The sequence below is a fragment of the Enterobacter ludwigii genome, assembly GCF_001750725.1.
In the GTDB taxonomy this organism is placed as follows: Bacteria; Pseudomonadota; Gammaproteobacteria; order Enterobacterales; family Enterobacteriaceae; genus Enterobacter; species Enterobacter ludwigii.
The window spans coordinates 308388-330441 of the sequence record NZ_CP017279.1 but is presented as its reverse complement, the minus strand read 5'-3'; the positions used below and the strand labels follow the sequence as shown (position 1 = coordinate 330441).

12 protein-coding genes are annotated in these 22054 nt (G+C 55.1%); 5 read left to right on the top strand and 7 right to left on the bottom strand.

Going from position 1 to position 22054, the window contains the following annotated elements; genetic code table 11:
* The 5 genes from BH714_RS01500 to BH714_RS01480 all read right to left on the bottom strand — a co-directional run bounded on the left by BH714_RS01500 (position 1) and on the right by BH714_RS01480 (position 16025).
* The gene (locus BH714_RS01500; protein WP_020885110.1) at positions 1-1236 is read right to left on the bottom strand and encodes an HlyD family type I secretion periplasmic adaptor subunit; all 1236 of its coding nucleotides are present in this window, start codon (positions 1234-1236) and stop codon (positions 1-3) included.
* A complete protein-coding gene (locus tag BH714_RS01495) occupies positions 1233-3515 on the bottom strand; it encodes a type I secretion system permease/ATPase (protein WP_020885111.1) in 2283 nt (760 codons plus the stop codon). Before BH714_RS01495 ends, BH714_RS01500 begins: the two co-directional genes overlap by 4 nt.
* Before the next feature lie 216 nt (positions 3516-3731).
* The gene (locus tag BH714_RS01490; RefSeq protein ID WP_040016850.1) at positions 3732-4640 is read right to left on the bottom strand and encodes an OmpA family protein; all 909 of its coding nucleotides are present in this window, start codon (positions 4638-4640) and stop codon (positions 3732-3734) included.
* Between the two features lie 46 nt (positions 4641-4686).
* Complete coding sequence (locus tag BH714_RS01485; protein ID WP_040016849.1) at positions 4687-10341, bottom strand: Ig-like domain-containing protein; 5655 nt, start codon at positions 10339-10341, stop codon at positions 4687-4689.
* Positions 10342-10457: 116 nt separating this feature from the next.
* A complete protein-coding gene (locus BH714_RS01480) occupies positions 10458-16025 on the bottom strand; it encodes an Ig-like domain-containing protein (RefSeq protein WP_140418750.1) in 5568 nt (1855 codons plus the stop codon).
* A 309-nt stretch (positions 16026-16334) separates the two neighbouring features.
* On the opposite strand from BH714_RS01480, the gene BH714_RS01475 reads away from it, so the two are divergent.
* Positions 16335-16958: a response regulator transcription factor gene (locus tag BH714_RS01475; protein WP_020885115.1), complete on the top strand. Its 624-nt coding sequence runs from the start codon at positions 16335-16337 to the stop codon at positions 16956-16958.
* Positions 16959-16981: 23 nt separating this feature from the next.
* Here BH714_RS01475 and BH714_RS01470 read toward each other — a convergent pair whose 3' ends face one another.
* Positions 16982-17935, bottom strand: coding sequence for a GlxA family transcriptional regulator (locus BH714_RS01470; protein WP_025204763.1), 954 nt, complete (start codon positions 17933-17935; stop codon positions 16982-16984).
* A 62-nt stretch (positions 17936-17997) separates the two neighbouring features.
* Positions 17998-18726 (bottom strand): cysteine hydrolase family protein, encoded by a 729-nt coding sequence (locus tag BH714_RS01465; protein ID WP_040016846.1) that lies wholly within the window; start codon positions 18724-18726, stop codon positions 17998-18000.
* A gap of 296 nt (positions 18727-19022) precedes the next feature.
* Here BH714_RS01465 and BH714_RS01460 point away from each other — a divergent pair, with 296 nt between their 5' ends.
* The 4 genes from BH714_RS01460 (at position 19023) to BH714_RS01445 (ending at position 21991) form a co-directional block, all read left to right on the top strand.
* A complete protein-coding gene (locus BH714_RS01460; RefSeq protein ID WP_032681506.1) occupies positions 19023-19649 on the top strand; it encodes a response regulator in 627 nt (208 codons plus the stop codon).
* 28 nt (positions 19650-19677) lie between these two features.
* Positions 19678-20451, top strand: coding sequence for a response regulator (locus BH714_RS01455; protein ID WP_072040309.1), 774 nt, complete (start codon positions 19678-19680; stop codon positions 20449-20451).
* 327 nt (positions 20452-20778) lie between these two features.
* The gene (locus tag BH714_RS01450; RefSeq protein WP_020885120.1) at positions 20779-21252 is read left to right on the top strand and encodes a GlcG/HbpS family heme-binding protein; all 474 of its coding nucleotides are present in this window, start codon (positions 20779-20781) and stop codon (positions 21250-21252) included.
* A gap of 46 nt (positions 21253-21298) precedes the next feature.
* Positions 21299-21991 (top strand): outer membrane protein, encoded by a 693-nt coding sequence (locus BH714_RS01445; protein WP_040016843.1) that lies wholly within the window; start codon positions 21299-21301, stop codon positions 21989-21991.
* Positions 21992-22054 lie beyond the last annotated feature (63 nt).

Below are 22054 nucleotides of genomic sequence, written 5' to 3'. Positions count from 1 at the left end.
TTAACGCTCCCGGAAGGCTTCTTTCGCTTTGAAAATAGGTTTCAGCAGGTAATCGAGAATGGTTTTTTCGCCCGTACGAATTTCCACGGTCGCAATCATGCCGGGAATAATCGGCAGGGCTTTATCCCCTGCTTTGAGGGTGCTGCTGTCGGTTAAGACCATCACCCGGTAATACGTATCATCAGGACGGCCCGCCGCAGCTTTAGCGTCATCTTTTAACGTATCCGGACTGACGAGAGACACTTGCCCCTTCAGGCCGCCATAGATTGCAAAATCGTAAGCGGTGATTTTCACCATGGCAGGCAAACCGGCATGCAGGAAGGCCACGTCAGACGGTTTGATCTTCCCTTCCACCAGCAGCTGATCTTCCAGCGGCACGATCTCCATGATGTGTTCACCAGGCTGAATAACCCCGCCAATAGTGGTAACCCGCACATTTTTGACCGTGCCTTTTACCAGTGCGGTAATGGTTGTGCGGTTCACAATATCTTCGCGACCGGTCAGACTCTCTTCAGCCTGCACCAGATCCAGCTCCTGACGGATCAGGTCGGCGTTGGCATCCGCCTGATAGCGGTTGCGGCGCTCAACAATCTGCGATTGCAGGTCGTTTGCCTGACGGCGCATGCGCAGCAGCTCTACTTCGGAAAGCAGGCCGCGCGCCGCCAGCGGCTCAGACATGGCAATTTCGTTTTGCGCCAGACGATAGCTCTTCTCAAGCGAAGCCACACCCTCTTCCAGCGCTTGCTTACGGCTGTTGTAAGCGCGGGTTTCCAGCTCGACCTCAGAAGGATACTTTTTCACGCGGTCGCTAAAGGTCAGCGGCAGACCATACGCTTCCGCACGCAGGCGGTTAACGGTCGCTTCCAGTGCCACCACCTTGCGCAGCGTCTCCTGATAACTCGATTGCGCACGCGTCGGGTCGATTTTCAGCAATACCTGCCCCGGTTCGACGATATCGCCCTCTCGGACATTCAACTCTTCGAGTATCCCGCCCTCGAGGCTCTGGATAATCTGTTCGCGACTTTTTGAGACGATCTTCGCATCACCCTTGGTGATCTCTTCCACTTTGGCGAAATGCGCCCAGGTTAAGAAGCCGATGAACACCGCCAGGATGAGCCATAACACCAGCCGCGATTTTGGCGTGGTCTGAGAGAACAGCGCCTCCTGGATATCGCTCATCCAGGCTGCATCACGCGCTGAGAGCGGTTTATTTTTCTTCTGTTTTAGAAATTTCATGCGCTGGCCTCCGCCTGCTCTTTTACTGGCACAGCTTGCGCTGGCGTACTGTCGTTAGCGGGCGTCTGCTCAGGTTGCGCTGTTGGCGTGCCGTTGAGCGCAGCCAGAATCTGCTGTTTTGGACCATCCGCGACGATTTTGCCGTCCTCAATAATCACCATTCTGTCCACCAGCGCCAGCAGCGACGGGCGATGGGTGACAACAACCAGCGTGTGTCCGGCGGTCGCGATTTTCAGGTGTTGCAGGAACAGGGCTTCGGTCTGCGCATCCATCGCGCTGGTCGGTTCATCCAGCAGCAGCAGGTTAGGACGCGCCAACAGCGTTCGCGCCAGGGAAACCAGCTGACGCTGGCCGCCGGACAAACTGTTGCCCTGCTCGCCAACGGGCATATGAATGCCACGCGGGTGGCGTGCGGCAATGTGGTCCAGCCCGGTTAAACGCAGTACCTTAAGAAACTCATCAGACGACGCATTCTGACGGCCAATCATGATGTTTTCGCGCAATGTGCCGTAAAACAGACGCGCATCCTGCCCCACAAACCCTACGTTGTTTCGCCAGTCAGACGGCTCAATTTGATTCACGTCCAGACCGCTACTGAAAATCTGCCCTTTCACCGGCGTGTAAAGGCGGGCAATGATGCGCAGCAGCGTGGATTTACCGCTGCCGATTTTTCCGACGATCGCCACACGCTCGCCCGGTTTTATCGTCAGATTCACGCCTTTGAGGATATCCGGGTTCGGCTGCATGGGCGGCGCCGGATAAGAGAAGGTAATGCCTTTAAGCTCGATATCACCGTTCAACTCAGGCTGTTTGATGTAGTCAATCTCACTGCTGCGATCGGTTGGGTTCTCCATCAGCTTGTTCAGGGAAGTCAGCGCGGCTTTGGCCTGCTGATAACGCACGGCTAAACCGACGACCTGGCTTAACGGCGCGGTCACACGACCGGCCAGCATGACCGTACCGATTAACGCGCCCTGCGTCAGGGTGCCGGCATCAATCAGGTACACGCCGGTGACAATCAGCATGACCGTCTGCAGTTGTTGCAGGAAACTCACCGAATTCATCGCCAGCGTAGAGTAGTGCTTAGACGCCGCCGAGCTGGACGATTGCATGGCGCTGAACTTTTGCCAGCGGCTCTGCATCCATGACTCGCCCCCCACGGATTTCAGCGTTTCCATCCCTTCGATGGATTCAATCAGGACGCCCTGCTTCAGCGATGCTTCCTGCAGGCTGGCTTTCATCACTTTGGCCAGCGGCCACTGAATGGCCATACTGACCAGCAGGATCATTGGCAGCATCAGCAGCGGGACAATCGCCAGCGGGCCACCGATGGCGAAGATAATGCCAATAAACAGCAGAACGAACGGCAGGTCGGCAATGGTTGCAAGCGTCGCGGATGAGACAAAATCACGCACGGATTCGAATTCGCGCAGCTGGTTGGCAAAAGAGCCAGAAGAGGCGGGCTTATGCTCCATTTTCACCGCCAGCGCCTGACGAAACAGCACGCTGCCGACAATCAGATCCGCTTTTTTTCCTGCGGTATCAAGCAGGTGAGCACGCACGCTACGGGTTACGGCTTCAAAAATCATTGCCACCAGCACGCCAATCGCCAGCGACCAGAGCGTGGTAAACGCCTGGTTAGGGATCACGCGGTCATAAACGTTCATGGTAAAGAACACGGTGGCCAGCGCGAGCACGTTCACCAGCACCGACGCCAGCGCGGCGCTACGATAGTAACGACGGTAGCGCCACAGCGTACTGAACAGCCAATGGCCTTTCGGCTGCGGCGGCGCGATATCGCTAACCCGACTGTCAATACGCGCAGTCGGTTTAGCCGCGATCGCGTAGCCAACATACAGCTCGTTAAGCGCTTCATGATTCAGTTCAACCGGCTCGTCAGAGACATCCGGCATGACCAGGGAATAGAACAGATCCCATTTGTCTTCGGCATTTTTACGACGCTCGCGCCCCAGCAGCACCATCCCGCCAGCGCCCTTACGCAGCAAAATCATCGGGAAGATCTGCTCCGGCAGTTCTGCGCTATTACGCTTGATGAGCCCTCCGGTCACACCGGCATTTTTGAGCGCATCAAGCGCTAAAGAGGGAGTGAGGAGTTGTTCGACAGGCAGACCCGCCAGCAAAACATCATCGCTTTTACCGAGACCATAATGCTCACACACCCAGGCAATACTTCTGAGCAGAGAATCATCACTTTGTCGGTTATCGCGAGCGGCGGCAAGCAGCTGTTCCTCCTGAAAATTTGCAGTTGAGGATTCCATATTTCGCGTTTTTCCTGATTGATTATTTATATTTAAATCAATGAATTAAATTGATTTATTGGTTTAAATTAAGAATATTCTGTCACGCGGAACAGTCTTAAATTAATGAGACCTGTCTCAATGGAACGGGTTATTTTTTGTCACGAAACAGGTTTGATGAGGGATTCACGAGGGAAAAGAGAATGCCCTCCCATTGCGGGAAGGCAGGACGCAAGATTATTTTTGCTCAGGTGCAGTCACGTTCTGATCGCCGCTTACACGCACAACAACGCGGCGGTTTGGCGCATAGCAAGAAACCAACTCACGCTTGCCGGACGCGGCACAGTCATTAACAACCGGCTCGTTACTGCCGACGCTGGACGCCACCATCAAACGCGCCGGAAGGCCATTTTCTGCCAGCATCGTACGTACCGTCTGCGCACGTTTCAGCCCCAGCGCGTAGTTGCTACGATCGCTGCCGATAGCATCCGTATGGCCAATCACCTGGATTTGTTTCAGCTCGACGTTTTCACGTTTTATTGTCGCCACCAGGTCTTTCACCGCCTGGCGGCCCTGAGCGGAAACGCCCTTTTCCCCGGACTGTCCAAAGCGGAACATAATATCGCCAGACAGGGTGTAATCTTTGTACTGAGGCGCGGCCAGAGTCTTACAGGCTTCCACGCTGGATGCGCGGGAAAGCACATGGGTCTGCTCGCGCAGCCCCGATAAATCCTTCTCCGCCTGCTCGCGCGTACGGGCTTCCGGCACGGCATTCATCGTGTCACTGACGCGCACGAAATAGGTTTGCCCGCCGTTCATTTCGACGTTGTAACCCTGTTCTTTACCACGATACTGCGGTGCATCGTTCTGGTATGCGCCGAGATTATGCTTACCCGGCGCCAAACAGAACACGGTATAACCGCCAGGCAGCAGCGCATCGTGGAATTCATTATCCACATAAATATGTGCCGCCCCGCCGGTGGTGTTACTGGCGTCACGGTAGTAAACAATTTGCGCCTGAGTCTGAGCGACGGGTGCAACAGGCTGATACACCTTGCCAAAATTCTCCGCAGCGGTGGCGGTGTGAATGAAAAATGCGGAGGAGGTAAACAGCGCCGCAAATAAAGAGGTCTTGAAAAAAGTCATAAATCCTCCAGAGGCCTCCCCGAAAGGAGGCCTGGAAAAGTTTAAGTTAGTGATTATTCACGTTGACGGTTACGCCAGCTTGTACCAGCAGCTCGACATCCTGGCTTTCCATGTGGAACACCTGATACTCAACACCCGATACCTTCACATTACCGGCGTTGGTCCAGTTGCCCGGATCGCTGTTGTCAGGCAGAAGATCGCTCAGGTTTACCACGTCGCCTTTATTACCCTGCACCATCAGCTGTTTATTGCCATCGGTGATAAACAGGTCTTTTTCAGCGTGGGTCAGCACGTCGTGCAGACTGATATTCAGCTTGTCCTGCTTGCTGTTGGTAATATCAATCGTCTTGTGCTGGAGATTATCCAGGTTAATCTCACGATCGTTCAGGGTGCTAACAACACTGGCGTTATCGTCATGCTGCTCTTCAGCGTTCATCATCATGCTTCTGGATGCTGAGCGCGGTGTGTTCACTGTCCAGCGGACATCATCAATCCAGTACTGATCGGTATTGATAGTGTTACCGCCACCCGACAAACCACTGCTTGCACCACGCCCCATACTGAAGACGATATTTCCAATCTCACGCCCCGACGGGGCATTAACAGAGAAGGTTGACTCACCAACTGGCAGATATCCTGAAGAGATCACTTTCCCTGCCGTGTCGTAAACGGTGTATGTTGACTTCACAACGCTAGACTGGACGGAATCGTTCGCACCAGAAAGTTTCATGCTGACAGCATTTACCCCGTCAAAATGCATGGTGATGTCGCCAGTCATTGCTAATACACGACTGGTGGATGAAACGCCCCACTGATAAATCGCCGCACCATAACCAGGGTAATATTTATCGTTTAACGTAAATTTCAGACCACTTGGCAGTGTGACCAGACCCTTTCCAAAGTTCTGGAACGGTACAGTGTTAAAATCTTCGAACCCGCTCGATTTCGGAGAAACCACTGTCAGGCTGCGTGAAACACCCGCACTCTGGTTCCCTGCTTTATCGATAGAGAACACGCTAAACGTGTGGTTCCCCAACGGCAGTGCAGACGGCGTTAAGCTCCAGCTGCCGTTAGCGGCGGCGGTGACACTGTACGTAGAACCGTTCACCGCGATGTACACTGTGCTACCTGCTTCAGCGGTACCGTTCAGGGTCGGCGTGTTGTCATCCGTTGAACCCGCGTTGGCCACGTTGCCCGTTACCGGACCGACGTTATCCGTGACGCTGGTGATCACTGGCGCGGCGTTGACGGTATCTACAGTGATCCCAAATTTCGACGAGGTAGCCGAACGGTTTCCGGCCCTGTCGATTGAATAAGCCTGGAATTCATACAGCTTGTTGTAGTTGGTCGTCACTGGGTATGCCCATGCGCCATTCGCAGCCGCAACCGCCGAGCCATAAGTCCCACCGGTTGCCGGGTCGATGATATACACCACGCTGCCCGCTTCCGCTGTCCCGCGTAAATCCAGGCCACGGTCGTTGGTTACGCCACCGTTGCCTACCAGGCCGTTATACACACCACCCTGAACATCATCGTAAGAGCCGGTGATTACGGGCGCGTTATTCACCGTATCCACAGTGATCCCAAATTTCGACGAGGTAGCCGAACGGTTTCCGGCCCTGTCGATTGAATAAGCCTGGAATTCATACAGCTTGTTGTAGTTGGTCGTCACTGGGTATGCCCATGCGCCATTCGCAGCCGCAACCGCCGAGCCATAAGTCCCACCGGTTGCCGGGTCGATGATATACACCACGCTGCCCGCTTCCGCTGTCCCGCGTAAATCCAGGCCACGGTCGTTGGTTACGCCACCGTTGCCCACCAGACCGTTATACACGCCGCCCTGAACATCATCGTAAGAGCCGGTGATAACAGGTGCGTTATTCACCGTATCAACCGTGAGTGAGAAGGTTGATGAGTTCGCTGAACGGTTCCCAGCATTATCGATTGAGAAAACCTGCCAGGAATATGTCTGGTTATAGTTAGTTGTCGCCTGATAAGACCATTTACCATCAGCTCCCGCCGTTGTGGAAGCCACTGTCGCACCATTCGCCATGTTGACGAAATACACAACGCTACCTGCCTCCGCCGTACCGCGTAACTCAGGCGTGCGGTCGTTCGTTACGCCACCGTTGCCCACCAGACCGTTATAAATACCACCTTCTACGTTGTCGTAAGCACCTGTAATAACTGGTGTCGCATTAACGGTATCCACGTTGATCGAATAGGTCTCAGATTTACCCGACACGTTACCCAGATCGTCTTTCGCAATGGTGTAGAACATATGCGGACGACCGGCAGCCGTGTCAGCAACCGCACGATCCCAGGTCCAGTTACCTTTCGCATCAGTTTTCACCGTATCCAGCACCGCGTTGTTATACGCATTGTAGATGTACACGACGCTGTTTGGCTCAGCGGTTCCGCGCAGCTGCATATTGCCGTCGTTGCTCAGCCCACCGTCTGGCACCAGGCCGTTATAGATGCCACCTTGCACGTCATCGTACGCCCCCAGAATGATCGGAGCTGCAGCGCGGGTATCCACTTCCAGACCGTAGTGGTTGGATTCGCCAGAGACGTTGCCCGCCGCATCCTGTGACGTCACGTAGAAGTCATGTTTCGCATCTGCCAGCGCAGGCGATGTCCACGTCCAGTTACCGTCTGCATCTGCATATACGGACGCAATCGGGTTCTTGTTGTCCGAACCATAGATTGTCACCAGGCTGTTTTTCTCAGCCGTACCGCGCAGTTCTGGCGTGGTGTCGCGTGAACGACCGCCATCGACGATCAGCGTATCCGCATCGTCATACATGCCGGTAATGGTCGGCGCCGTTGGCGCGTCAGTATCAATCGTCAGATCCCACGGCGCGGTTGGTGCGCTTTTCACACCGGTCGGGCTCTGGAAGACCGCGCTCAGAGACAGCTCGGTGCCGTTGTTCTGCGGTGGCAGCGTGTAGTTCCAGGTGCCGTCATTGCCTACGGTCACAGAATTAACAAGCGTGGTGCCGTCGTAAATGAACACGGTATCGCCCGCACGGCCAGTACCGTGTAGCGTTGGCGTGGTGTCATCGGTCACCGCCGGGTTCGCCAGGTCGCCCTGCACCAGGCCTACATCGTCGGCGATGCGATCCAGCGTCCCTGTCGGAATGTTGGTGTCCAGCGTCAGCTCAAACGGTGCGGTAGGCGCACTGTCACCCGTTCCCGGATCTTCCGTCGCGGTGATCTGATATGTCCCATCCGTGCTCAGCGCAGGGGTGATGGTCAGCTGCCAGTTACCGGTTACCGCATCCGCACGTACGCTATCGATATAATTGCCGTCAACGTACACCTTCACCAGTGCGCCCGGCGTCGCGCGGCCCACCACCGTTGGGGTCGTGTCATCGGTGTGGCTGCCGCTGCCCAAATTGCCGGTAATGGCACCTTCATCATCCACGACGTGGCTGATGGATACGCCGTTACCGCTGGTGTCCACGATGAAGTGGATCGGGTCGGACGCAGGGCCGACGTTACCCGCTTTGTCTTCAATCGAGACTCTCCAGGTGTAGTCGCCGTCCGCCAGCGCAGGTGCCGGGGTGTAGCTCCAGTTACCGCTGCCATCGACAGGAACGCGCACGGTAGTGCCATTACCGAGATCGATAATAGCGGTACCGCCCGCTTCACCTTTACCACGGTAGGTTGGGGTGTTGTCATCGGTGGTGTCGTTGTTACCAATCAGACCTGGCGTACCGAAGTCGTCCCACAGTTCCACGTCAGCCGCTTCGCCTGGTGCGACGGAGTCCACAATAATGACCCACTCGCCGGTCTCCGGGCTGCGGTTGCCGGTCACATCTTCTGCGACCGCGCGGAAGCGGTGCTCGCCCTGCGCCAGCGCCGAATCAAACTCAATGGTCCAGCGTCCACCGGTGACCACCGCGCTGCCGATTGGGTTCGGGTTCGCGCCGTCGTACAGATAGACGGTGGTGCCATCCTGCGCAGTACCGGTAATAACCGGACGATCGTCATTCGTGATGCCACCGTTCTGTACCGTGCCAACGTGTGATTCGACATCGTCAATCACATCGGTGATTGCCGGAGCCGTTGGAATACCGCCCGCCAGCAGGTCAAAGGAGAACGCATCAGAAGGATCCGAACGCAGACCCGCTTTGTCTTCGGCGACCACTTTCACGTCATAATGACCGTTCGCCAGCCCCAGCGGCGGTGTCCACGTCCAGGTACCTTCATCGGTGGCGCGAACGGAAGCAACTTCACGGCCATTGACGATGATGTACACCAGGCTGTTCTCTTCGGCAGAACCTGCGAACGTCGGGGTGCTGTCGTCAGTGATATCGCCGTTTTGCAGATAACCTGTTTGCTGACCCGCGTCGTCAAAGACGGTGTCGATAGTCGGTTTCACCGGTGGCGTGGTGTCAACGATAAAGCCGATCGGATCGGACGGTTCGCTGGTGTTACCCGCAGGATCGGTGATGACCACCACGGCTTCATGCTCGCCTTCTGCCAGTGGATTTTCGGGTGTGACTTCCCATTTACCGTCTTCACCCACGATCGCGGTACCCACCACTTCATCGTCGATGATCAGTTCTACGGTTTCACCCGGCACAGCGCCTTCGCCGCTGAATACCGGCTGGGTATCATCGGTCACATCGCCGTTATTAATTGGGCCGATAACCGGGCCCTGATCGTCTTCAACATCACCAATGATTGGTTTCACTGGCGCTTCGGTGTCAATCACCAGCTTCCAGGGATCGGTTGGCGCGCTTTCAACGCCCGTTGGGCCACGGAATACCACACTCACATCCAGTGCGGCACCGTTCGTTTGTTCAGGCAGGGTATATTCCCAGCGGCCATCAGTGCCCACGGTTACCGAGCTAATAATGTCGCTGCCATTACGTACGAAAACGATGTCACCTGGACGGCCCGTACCGTGCAGGGTTGGCGTGGTGTCATCCGTCACCGCCGGATTCGGCAGGTCCCCCTGATAGCGACCAACGTCATCCGATACGCGATCGAACGTCCCGGTCGGAACAACGGTATCGATGGTCAGCAGGAATGGACGTGTCGGAGGTGGAATTTCACCAGGACCGCTGAATTCCCCTGCCGTAATTTCATAGGTTTTACCCGACTCCAGCGCAGGGTTGATCTCAATGGCCCACGCACCGGTCGTTGGATCGGCAGTCATCGTACCCACCGCTTCCCCGTCAACATACAGCGTCACCAGAGAGCCAGGCGTTGCCGTCCCCACGATAACCGGTTTAAGGTCATCCGTGCTGCTGCCGCTGGCCAGCGGGTTGGTCAACGTGCCGGTATTATCTTCCGCGTGGCTGATGGAAACCGCATTACCCACGGTATCGACGATAAAGGTCACTGGCGTGGTGGCTTCGCCACGGTTACCCGCAGCATCTTCCAACGCCACAGACCAGGTATAGGTTCCGTCCGCCAGCGCAGGGGCAGGCGTCCAGCTCCAGTTACCTTCTGCATTGACGGGTACGCGAACGCTCTGCCCGTCACCGAGGTCGATCACAGCCGTCATGCCCGGCTCACCCTTACCGCTAATGGTCGGGGTGTTATCTTCGCTGATATCGTTATTGTTAATTTCACGCGGGAACTGGTAATCGTTCCACAGTAAAACGTTGGTCGGCAGCGGCGGCAGTGTCGCCACAGCAGCGATGTTTGGCTCAGTATTGTTGTTAGAAGCGATGGTCTTTTTCATACTCTATTTCCAACTATATTCTGTTTATGTTCGGGAAAATCCCTGGATTAAAAAAACGGCTAAACGTTTTTACTTTCCGGAGGCGCCTTAAAGGCGCCTCCGTTTCCTGATATCAATTAGTGGTTTTGCAGCGTGACCGTCACTCCCATCTGAACGAGGATTTCGGTATTCAGGCTTTCCATCTGGAAGGACTGATACTCCACTCCGCCAACGTTAACCGTGCCACCGTTTGTCCAGTTGCCCGGGTCTATATCGTTTGGCAACAGGTCGCTGAGATTGACCCGATCGCCTGCATCGCCCTTCACCATCAACTGGTTGAAGTCGTTATCGTGGAACAGGTTCTGTGTGGCGTTTTCCAGCACATCGCCCGCGCTCAGCGTCAGGGTGTTGTTGCCTGTTCCCGTAATATCGAACACTTCCATTGACTGGATTTTGTTGGTCAGCGCGCTCATATCGAGATGCTGATCCGCACCCAACAGCTTCAGCGTGTCCGTCCCTTCTCCCCCCTGGATCACCGCGTCGGTCAGGCTGGCCACGTCACTCACCTGATAGAGGTTGTCCGCCGCGTCGCCATACCAGACATCGCCCTGGTTATCCGCCAGGAATTCACCCGGCGTGACGGTTTTCGCCGTGCCGCTCACCACCAGGTTATCGATACTGAAACCAAATCCGGTGCTGCCCGGCTGCTCCTGATGGTGGATTTCCATCCGGTAAACCGGCGTATCCTCCGGATTGTTGAACGACACATGGACGTTACGGTTGCTGATCGGCGCGTTCACAGGCTGAGAACCAATCACATTGCCGTTGATGTCATAGAACGTCACCACCGTAGACGGACCCGCAAATCTCGGGTTGAAATCGAAATCGACGGTTCTGGCGCCATACTGGAAGTCGACAAACATGCTGGCTTCCATCCCGCCATCTGTTGACGAACTGAACAGATACAGGCTGTTTGTGCTTCCCACCCCGATGGGCTGTCTGTCGAATTCGTAGTCAGCCGTACTGGTATCCGTCGTGTGTGAGAAACGCATTCCGTGCACCCACTGGCCCGCATTGATCGCCGTAAACTCATCAGCTGATTCAAAGTTGTTGGTGCTGGTGAAGTCGCTGGTACGGTAGTCCGAGCTGTTACCCGCCGCGTCCACAATGGCTGCCCCGACTGGAATATCGGTATAACCGCCCGGTGGCAGGCTCAGCGTCACATTACCGTTCGCGATATCCGCTGCCGTCAGCGTGTGCGTGACAGAGACATCTCCGACCTTCACCAGAACCGAATCACCCGCCGTCACGTTGCTGCCCGGCAGCGTGACGGTGACATCGTTACCGCTCCGCACCACGTCGGTCGGGGCGTCCGGTGCAACCTGATCCACCACCACGTTCTGCGACGACTCGGTGTAGTTACCTGCCGCATCAACAACACGGGTCAAAATGGTCCAGTCAGCGCTGTGGCCCTGCGTGTCCACATAGGCCCACTTATCGCCGTCGACCAGCGCTTCCTGCCAGGTCGCGCCGCCATCAACGGAGACAAGGACTTTGTCGCCCGCGTCCAGCGCAGCCGAGAGATGGCCGGAGACCAGGCTGCCAGGACCGCTGTTATTGGTGATGAAGTCCGCATCGCTCACGCCGGAGTCTTTGCTCAGGCCGTCAGCCACCGCACTGGCCGTTGGCGCTTCGGTATCAATGATGATTTTCCACGAATCGCTCGGTGCGCTTCTGACGCCCGTCGGACTCTCGAACACCACGTTCATATCCAGCCCTGTACCGTTATTCTGCGGCGGTAACGTGTAGTTCCAGTTGCCGCCAGGGCCAACGGTGACGGAGTCAATCAGAGTCGTGCCGTCGTAAATAAACACGACGTCGCCCGCCACACCGGTACCGCGCAGGGTCGGGGTGGTATCGTCGGTCACAGACGGGTTCGCCAGATCGCCCTGAACCAGGCCGACATCATCCGCTATACCGTCCAGGGTGCCGGTCGGAATGCGGGTATCGAGCGTCAGTTCAAACGGTGCGGTTTGTGGACCGTCACCGGTGCCGGTGTTTTCACTGGCGGTGATCTGATATGTGCGATCCGCCGACAGCGCCGGGTTGACGGTGTACTGCCATTGACCCGTGGTCGGATCGGCCACCACGCTGTCAACCAGGTTTCCGTCAACGTAGACTTTCACAATGGCACCAGGCGTAGCGCGGCCCACAACGGTTGGCGTCGTGTCATCAGTGTGGCTGCCGCTGGCCAGGTTGCCCTGAATGCCACCTTCATCATCCACAACGTGGCTAATCGAAATCCCGTTTCCGCTGGTATCCACGATGAAGTGGATAGGGTCGGATGCAGGTCCGACGTTGCCCGCTTTGTCTTCAATTGAGACTTGCCAGGTGTAGTCGCCGTCAGCCAGTGCAGGCGCCGGGGTGTAGCTCCAGTTGCCGCTGGCATCAACCGGTACACGCACGGTGGTGCCATCGCCCAGGTCGATAATCGCCGTACCGCCCGCTTCGCCCTTACCCCGGTAGGTCGGGGTGTTGTCATCGGTCGTACCGTTGTCGGCGATAATCCCCGGCGTGCCGAAGTCGTCCCACAGTTCAACGTCTGTCGCCTCGCCCGGCGCGACGGAATCAATGTTGATGACCCACTCGCCCGTTTCCGGGCTGCGGTTGCCGGTGGCATCTTCCGCTACCGCACGGAAGCGATGCTCGCCCTGCGCCAGCGGCGTACTAAATTCAATTTTCCACTGTCCACCCGTTACCACTGCACTGCCGATCGGGTCCGGGTTCGCGCCGTCGTACAGGTAAACGGTGGTACCGTCCTGACCGGTCCCCACGAGAGTTGGGCGGTCGTCGTTGGAGGTACCGTTTTGCTGTACGGTGCCGGTGTGAGACTCAACATCGTCAATCACATCGGTAATTGCTGGCGCTGTAGGTATTCCGCCCACCTGCACGTTAAAGTTAAAGTCCTCAGACGACTCAGAGCGCAGCCCAGCCTGATCCTCCGCAACAACGCGGACGTTATACGGACCGTTAGCCAACCCCGGAGACGGTTCCCAGGTCCAGGAGCCGGTTTCGGTGGCGCGCACGGAATCCACCACGTTCTCGTTGACGATGATGTAAACGAGGCTATTTTCTTCAGCCGTACCGCTGAAGGTTGGCGTGTTGTCATCGGTGGTTTCACCTGCCGCCAGGTTGCCGGTTCTGTCGCCAACGTTATCGAAAACGGTATCGATGGTCGGTTGTGCCGGTGGCGTGGTGTCAACGATAAAGCCGATAGGATCCGACGGTTCGCTGGCGTTGCCTGCCGGATCGGTAATGACCACCACCGCTTCATGTTCGCCTTCCGGCAGCGGTTTTTCTGGCGTCACTTCCCAGTTGCCGTCTTCACCCACAATCGCAGTGCCCACCACTTCATCGTCGATAATCAGCTCAACGGTTTCGCCAGGCACGGCACCGCCGCCGCTGAATACCGGCTGAGTATCATCGGTGACATCGCCATCGTTAATCGGGCCGGTGATCGGGCCGACGTCATCTTCCACGTCACCGATCACCGGTTTTTCCGGCGCAGTCAGGTCGACGATAAAGCCGATCGGATCGGACGGCTCGCTGGCGTTGCCTGCCGGATCGGTGATCACCACCACCGCGTTGTGCTGGCCTTCAGCCAGTGGGGTTTCCGGCGTCACTGCCCATTTACCGTCTGCACCCACCACCGCGGTACCCACGACTTTATCGTCGATGATCAGCTCAACGGTGTCGCCCGGCGTGCCGTTTTCACCGCGGAATACAGGCAGCGTGTCGTCAGTGGTGTCACCGTCATTGATTGGGCCAACCACCGGACCGACGTCATCTTCCACCTCACCAATCACCGGTTTTTCCGGCGGGGTGAGATCGACGACAAAATCAATAGGATCGGACGGTTCGCTGGCGTTGCCTGCCGGGTCGGTAATGACCACCACCGCTTCATGTTCGCCTTCCGGCAGCGGTTTTTCTGGCGTCACTTCCCAGTTGCCGTCTTCACCCACGATCGCAGTGCCCACGACTTCATCGTCGATAATCAGCTCAACGGTTTGGCCAGGTACGGCACCGCCGCCGCTGAATACCGGCTGGGTATCATCGGTAATATCGCCATTGTTAATCGGGCCGGTGATCGGGCCGACGTCATCTTCCACGTCACCGATCACCGGTTTCGCTGGCGCAGTCAGGTCAACGATAAAGCCGATCGGATCGGACGGCTCGCTGGCGTTGCCTGCCGGATCGGTGATCACCACCACCGCCTCGTGCTGGCCTTCAGCCAGTGGGTTTTCCGGCGTCACTGCCCATTTACCGTCTGCCCCCACTACCGCGGTACCCACGACTTTATCGTCGATGATCAGCTCAACGGTGTCGCCCGGCGTGCCGTTTTCACCGCGGAATACAGGCAGGGCGTCATCAGTGACGTCACCGTCATTGATTGGGCCAACCACCGGACCGACATCATCTTCTACGTCACCGATCACCGGTTTCGCTGGTGCAGTCAGGTCGACGATAAAGCCAATCGGATCGGACGGCTCGCTGGCGTTGCCTGCCGGATCGGTGATCACCACCACCGCCTCGTGCTGGCCTTCAGCCAGTGGGTTTTCCGGCGTCACTGCCCATTTACCGTCTGCCCCCACTACCGCGGTACCCACGACTTTATCGTCGATGATCAGCTCAACGGTGTCGCCCGGCGTGCCGTTTTCACCGCGGAATACAGGCAGGGCGTCATCAGTGACGTCACCGTCATTGATTGGGCCCACCACCGGACCGACGTCATCTTCCACCTCACCAATCACCGGTTTTTCCGGCGGGGTGAGATCGACCACGAAATCAATAGGATCGGACGGTTCGCTGGCGTTACCCTCAGGGTCGGTGATGACCACCACCGCTTCATGTTCGCCTTCCGGCAGCGGTTTTTCTGGCGTCACTTCCCAGTTGCCGTCTTCACCCACGATCGCGGTGCCCACGACTTCATCGTCGACAATCAGCTCAACGGTATCGCCAGGGTTCGCACCACCTCCACGGAAAACAGGCTGGGCGTCGTCAGTGGCATCGCCGTTGTGGACAGGGCCAGTGATCGGGCCAACGTCATCCTCAACTTCGCCGATCGTTGGTTTGCCAGGACCTGTCGGTGGAGGGGGAATAACGTCGCCGTTATCACCACCGTCGTTACCGCCACGGTTATGGCGAATAATGGAGCCGATGCCAATCGCCGCACCAATCGCCGCTAATGCACCCAGTGCCAGCAAGGCAGGGGAAAACGCGGTACCCGCAACCGCCAGACCGTCAAGGCTGGCAATCGCGCCTGCGCCCAGCGCTTGCGCAGAGGATTCACCGTCCAGCAGGAAAGCAGCTTCGTGGTCATCATCACCGTCGGTGGCGATGTATTCATGCCACTGACCATCTTCCCCTTTACCGACCAGTTCACCCGGATTATCAAAGTAGTCTTCGATAATCAGCTGCGGCTGATCTTCATCAGTGCCTTCCAGCATGATGAACAGGTCTTTACCGACACGTTTCAGGGTAATGTTTTCTGGCGCAACGCCGTTTTCCCCTTCAGCAAGAATGTACTTTGCATTTGGGATGGCTTTAATTTTGACGGCACTGCCTATTTTTTCACTGCGCAGAACGTCGGCTTTGACAATCGTATTTTTATCAACGACTGCAATATTTACTGGCTTGAGATTCATTCGCTAAATTCTCGTGTAAATAATCGATCTGTGTCTGCGCAACGCGCCAGACGCACTTCCATACGGGATTCTTTCCCTGGCTGACGCTATCTTCCTGTCAGAGCGACGGAGTCTTAATAAGACCTGTCGCAAACGACCAGGTTAAGGTTGCAAGGAGACGTAATAAAAGGAAGGATCCGTTATCTGGCAGGCCAGGCAGGGCAGCGCTGAGGAGGAAAATAAAGTCTCAGTTAAAGACAAGTCTTAGCCAAATTTGCATTGACGGGATAGAGAATAAATTTTTCCTTTCCCGATTCAGGACAACCAGGAATGTCAGGCAAAAAAGTCATTGTCATGGACGCCAGCCCATTGCTTCGCGCTGGACTCCAGGGCTTATTATCAGAACATGGTCATCAGATTGTTGCGCAGTTTGGCACAATGGAAGAATTGCTGGATAAACATTCGTTGTTCAACGCCGACTTGATAATAATGGAGCATCTGCAACAACAGCCAGACGTGTTTTCTTCTCTGGCTCAGTTAATAAAAAATATCCCTGATACACAGGTAATGATTTTATCCTCATCATCCAGTGATTTTCACATTCAGCTTAGCAGGAAGGCGGGGGCTGCCGGCTATCTTAATAAAAGCAGTACGCTGGACAACATCGTCCGGACTGTCAATAAAGTCGCATCCGGCCAGTTCTGTTATGGCAATGAACTGAGACTGCACCGGACAAAATACCCGCGAGACGCCTCGTTGTTGTTATCGCTATCCCATACTGACATCTGTATCTTGCGCTACATTTCTGCGGGCTACAGCAATCAGGTCATTGCCGGCATAATGAATATAAATAATAAACGCGTCAGCGCTTATAAAAAGCGCATCATGCTGAAATTTAAAATATCCAAATTGACTGAACTGGTGGATCTGGCAAAACGTAATTATCTCTATTGAACAGAAATGACGCCGGGAAATGGCTAACGACCACGAAACTCGCGACGATAGCGGGAAGGTGAGGTATTAAGCTGCTTTTGAAAGTGGCGCCGTAAAGAGGTCGTGGAAGGGAAGCCGACGCGTTCGGCAATATCTTCCACTGGCCGATCGGTTTTTTCAAGAAAGCGCTGGGCAACGAGAATGCGCTGGTTCAAAAGCCAGTTTGAAAAACGTTCCCCCGTCGTTTGCTGAAAGCGGCGGGTAAAGCTCCGACGGCTCATGCAGGCTTTCTCCGCCACGCAGTCAAGCGTAATGGCCAGCTGTAAATTCTCTGTTGCCCAGGCCAGTGCGTCGGTGAAGTGATCTCCACGACGCGTATTCTGCACCGGCAGCTCCACAAACTGCCGCTGCCCGCCCTGACGATGAGGCGGCACCACCAGCAAGCGCGCCACGCGGTTGGCGACATCCGCACCCCACGCCTGCCGGACCAGATGCAGACAGCAGTCGATACTGGCTGCCGTTCCTGCTGACGTCACAACATCGCCATCATCAATGTAAAGCACATCTTTATCCATCTGCACTGAAGGATAAAGACGCTGAAAGTCCGCCGCCCATCGCCAGTGCGTCGTTGCCGGACGGTTTTCCAGCAGGCCTGCGGCGGCCACCACGAACGTGCCCATACACAACCCAACAATGCGGGACCCGGCCGCATGCGCGTTTTGTAACGCCGTTAACAGTTCAGGCTCCGGTGCATGCTCGGGCACATCCCAGCCCGGCACAATCACCATATCCATCCCGGCTAACGCATCCAGACCTCGATCGACCACGATGGAAAAACCGGCATTGGTTTTAAGCGCGCCGGGTGTAGTGGCACAAACCACGAGCTGACACAGGGCGTCACCCTGCGGCGTCAGTGCTTTTTCAAACACGGCATAAGGCACCGAAAGGTGAAAAGGAATAATGCCTTCAAAGACTACGATACCAATTTTCAATGTCATGACCGCCTCCGTAAGCCAGCCAGTATAGAGGGCTGGCTGGCCACAGGGATTTCAGTTCGGTCTTATTTTTCCACCGCCAGCGCCATCACCTGATCCGTGGTCATGATTTCAGCAAAGACATCCGCGACGCCTGCCAGCGCTGCACGCTGCAGCGTGTCGTGATCCACCACGCCCCCCTTCCCGTCATCCAGATCGCGCGTGGCTGTCGCATCTTCCGGAATAATCACGCTATAACCCAGCGGTACAGCATCACGTGCAGTCGATGAGATACACATATGCGTCATCAGACCCGCCACGATGACCTTTTTAATTCCCTGTTTCTTTAAGCGGGCATCCAGATCGGTGCCCACGAAAGCGCTCGGGGTCTCCTTGGTAATAATGGTGTCCTGCGCAGTCGGCTGCAGATCCTTATGGAACTGGGCAAATACGGAATTCTCAGCGAACAGCGGAGTACCGTTTTGCTGCGGGCTATTTTTTGTTATGTGGCGCACAAAGTAGACCGGCATCCCTTTTTGGTGTGCATACTCGACCAGCTTTTTGTTTTTCAACAGTACATCCGCACCATCCGGGATAACCATCCGGCCACGGAAGTCCTGACCCGCGTAATATTCATTCTGAATATCCACCACGATTAACGCGGTTTCAGCTGCGGATAAAGACGCCGTAGCAACAGCGCCTGACATCGCGCGAATTGTTTTTGTATTCACCTGATTTGTCTCCTGTGCGGTGGCCTGGCTGGAAAATGCGCTCATCATGCTCACCAACAGTGCGGTACGGAAAATCGTTTTCATAACAAGAACTCCCTCTGTGTTGTGTTCGGGAAGCATTATTTCGTATTGACGTAAAAGACAGGAGTCACCTGAAGAACGAAAAACGGTACTTTTGGGCCAATATAAAAAGGATTATCCCGTCGTTCCTGCCGAGCAAATATGCCAGAAAAACCCACCACTCTAATTTTCATGTCATTGAAATAGCGCTATTTTCCGCTTATTGACCGGCGGGTAATATCGTTGCAGATATGGTATAGTTATGCATAATATTCATGCCTGTGTTCATCAGGCAAAGCCCTTTGAACCAGGATGATAAAATGAATAGCGTATTAATCGTGGATGACCACCCGGTTGCCCGTCTGGCGGTGAGAATGTTGCTGGAAAAAGACGGGATGACGGTGATCGGCGAGACTGATGATGGCCTTAAGGCATTACAACAGGCACGTCAGTTACTTCCGGATTTGGTTATTGTCGATATCGATATTCCTACAATCAATGGGATTAACGTTGTTCAGCGACTCCGTGCGAATGATTTTAAAGGCGGGATCCTGGTTCTGACGGGTAAGGATGACGATCATTATATTAAGCGTTGTGCCGGTGCGGGTGCCGATGGGTTTATTAGCAAGCGCAATAATCTGACGGAACTTCATGACGCTATCCGTGCAATTAAAAGTGGCTATGGTTTTTTCCCGATTAATCGCGCCCGCCAGATTGCCGCAGAGGATATTCCACTGGATGACAAAGGGAATATTGCGAGTCTGTCGGATAAGGAACTGCAGGTTCTGCATTTTCTGGCAAAAGGAAGCCGGATTGTCGATATCGCCGGGGAAATGATGATCAGTGATAAAACGGTCAGCACCTATAAAAGCCGCCTGATGAAAAAGCTCGATCTTAAAAGCCCGAAAGACATTTATGATTTTGCCCTGCGCAACAAAATAGAATGATCCAACACCGGGTCTTAAAGGGAAAAATGTGACGGAATCCCCTTCGGCGGCGCGCCCGCTACGCATACTGACTGTAGACGATCACCCGGCAAGCCGGCTCCTGCTCAGGCAGCAATTGATCCGCCTGGGGTATGAGGTTGTCGAGGCAGAAAACGGCGAACAAGCCCTTGTGCGCTGGAGCGAACAGCAGGTTGATATGGTCATCACCGATTGTAATATGCCGGTGATGGACGGGCTAACCCTCACCCGGCTGTTACGGGAACGGCAGCAAAAACCGTTAATTATCCTTGGTCTCACCGCGAATGCTCAGCCCGAAGAGCGTAGCCGCTGTATTGCCGCAGGTATGGACGACTGCCTTTTCAAACCGCTCAATCTGAAGCAACTGGAGGCGGGTCTACAGCGGGTATCGCCAAAAGAGGCGACCACAAAATCTGCTGACCCGGAAGGCCTCGGCCAGTTTATCCGTGTGGACAATCTTCGGTCGTTAACCGGCGATGACAATACCTTATTGTTCACCCTGCTGAATGCCACGCGGGATGAAAACCAACGCGACATGCAACCCTGCCTTACGCTGGCCCGTCAGGGCGACTGGGCAGCGCTGGCGTATCATATACATCGCCTGGCCGGTGCCGCCGATATCATTGGCGCAACTGCGATAGCGCAGCAGTGTCGCAGTCTTGAAAAGGCATGCGAAGGGACAACGTTGCCCGTCGAGTCTGACATTGTACCCCGCCTCCAGGCCCTGCTCAGGGACATCGCGGCGCTGAATCAGGCGATTACAGCCTTCACCACACCACGCTAACCTCAGGTTTACTTTTCCTCACACGCTGTCGAGCGGGCGCCTGCGCCTGGCCTGTACTGTTTTTCACCGACAAGGACTACACGCCTATAGTCCTTCCCTTACACGCCTATCATCCTGCCCTCATGTATCTCACTGACCTGGAATTTATATAGTGACCCCGTTGTCACCATGGCAACGTTTTTGAAATAAAGAAGGTTGCCATGTTAAATAATTTATTTGAGACCACTACAACAGAACTGCGTTTTCTTATTCTGATGCTCTTGCTGATCAACCTCACGGGCGTTTTATTTTTATTATTTACGCCTCATTAATTAAAAGGTATTCCTTGTGAAAAAGACATTTCTTATTCTGCCTGTGCTCACAGCATTAACCATGACTGCGCACGCTAAATCATTGACGCAGTCCACCCTGTCTCTGGAACAGGCATCTGTACTCGCCAGCGAAGCCGTTAAATCGTGCAGCGCTAAAGGCTATAACGTCAGCGTGACGGTTGTCGATGCTGCAGGCCTCACCCGTGCGGTACAGCGTATGGATAACGCCGGGCCACACACCCTGACAGCCAGCTATCAGAAAGCGTTTACCTCTGCGTCCAGCGGAGCGGCGACCAGCCAGCTTCTGGAAAATTCAAATAAGTACCCGGCGGCGAAAAACCTCGGCGATATCCCCGGTTTCTTATTACTGGCTGGCGGCGTACCGGTTAAAGAAAATAACGCCACCATCGGTGCCATTGGTATTGGCGGCGCGCCGAGCGGTGATATTGATGAAGCCTGTGCACTCGACGCTATTAAAAAGCTGAAATAAGTAAAGCTATCTGTCATTTATCGGAAAGATAAAAAAGGAACTTATTATGAAAGTAACGCCACGTGTTTTATTCGCCTCTGTGATTTCACTGTGCGCTTCCGGCCCGGTACTGGCTGCCGAAAACGTTAAAGAAGGCTATTACGGCGCCCTGAACCTGATTGACACCCATCAGAAGGCCAAGAGCATGAACCTGAGCGAACGCCCGGGGATCGGTTCATTTGTGGCCGGGGACGAAAAAGAGCACAAGCTGAACGGTTCCGTGGCCGCCGGCTATCAGTTCGGCAATAACTGGCGTACCGAAGCGGAATATGTGTTTAAAGAAAAAACAGAATTCACCAGCGGATCTTCCACGTTTGCGACCAGTTTCAACCACATGAAAGTTGATTCTGAACGTGCAATGCTCAACGTTTATCGTGACTTTATGATCACCGATAAATTCGCCCTGTACGCAACGGCGGGTGCCGGTGTGGCGAAAGTGAAAGTGGGTGGCTGGCAGGGTAATGACACCCGCGAGTTCGCTGGCAACACGCAAACCAACTTTACCTACTCCGTGGGTGCTGGTGCGTCTTATGAAGTTATTGACGATCTGACCCTGTACGCCACTTATCGTTATGTCGATATGGGCAATATCGAAAGCGGCCGTAACACCTTTGTCAACGCCCGTGATCTGCAGGATGAAAACCTGCGTGGACGCCTGGTGAACAATGAATTTGTATTCGGCGTGCGCTACGTCCTGTAAGGCACGTTGACAGACAGTTTCATCACCCTCATTTCAGGTATTTTTCCTCTCTTTTATGCCACT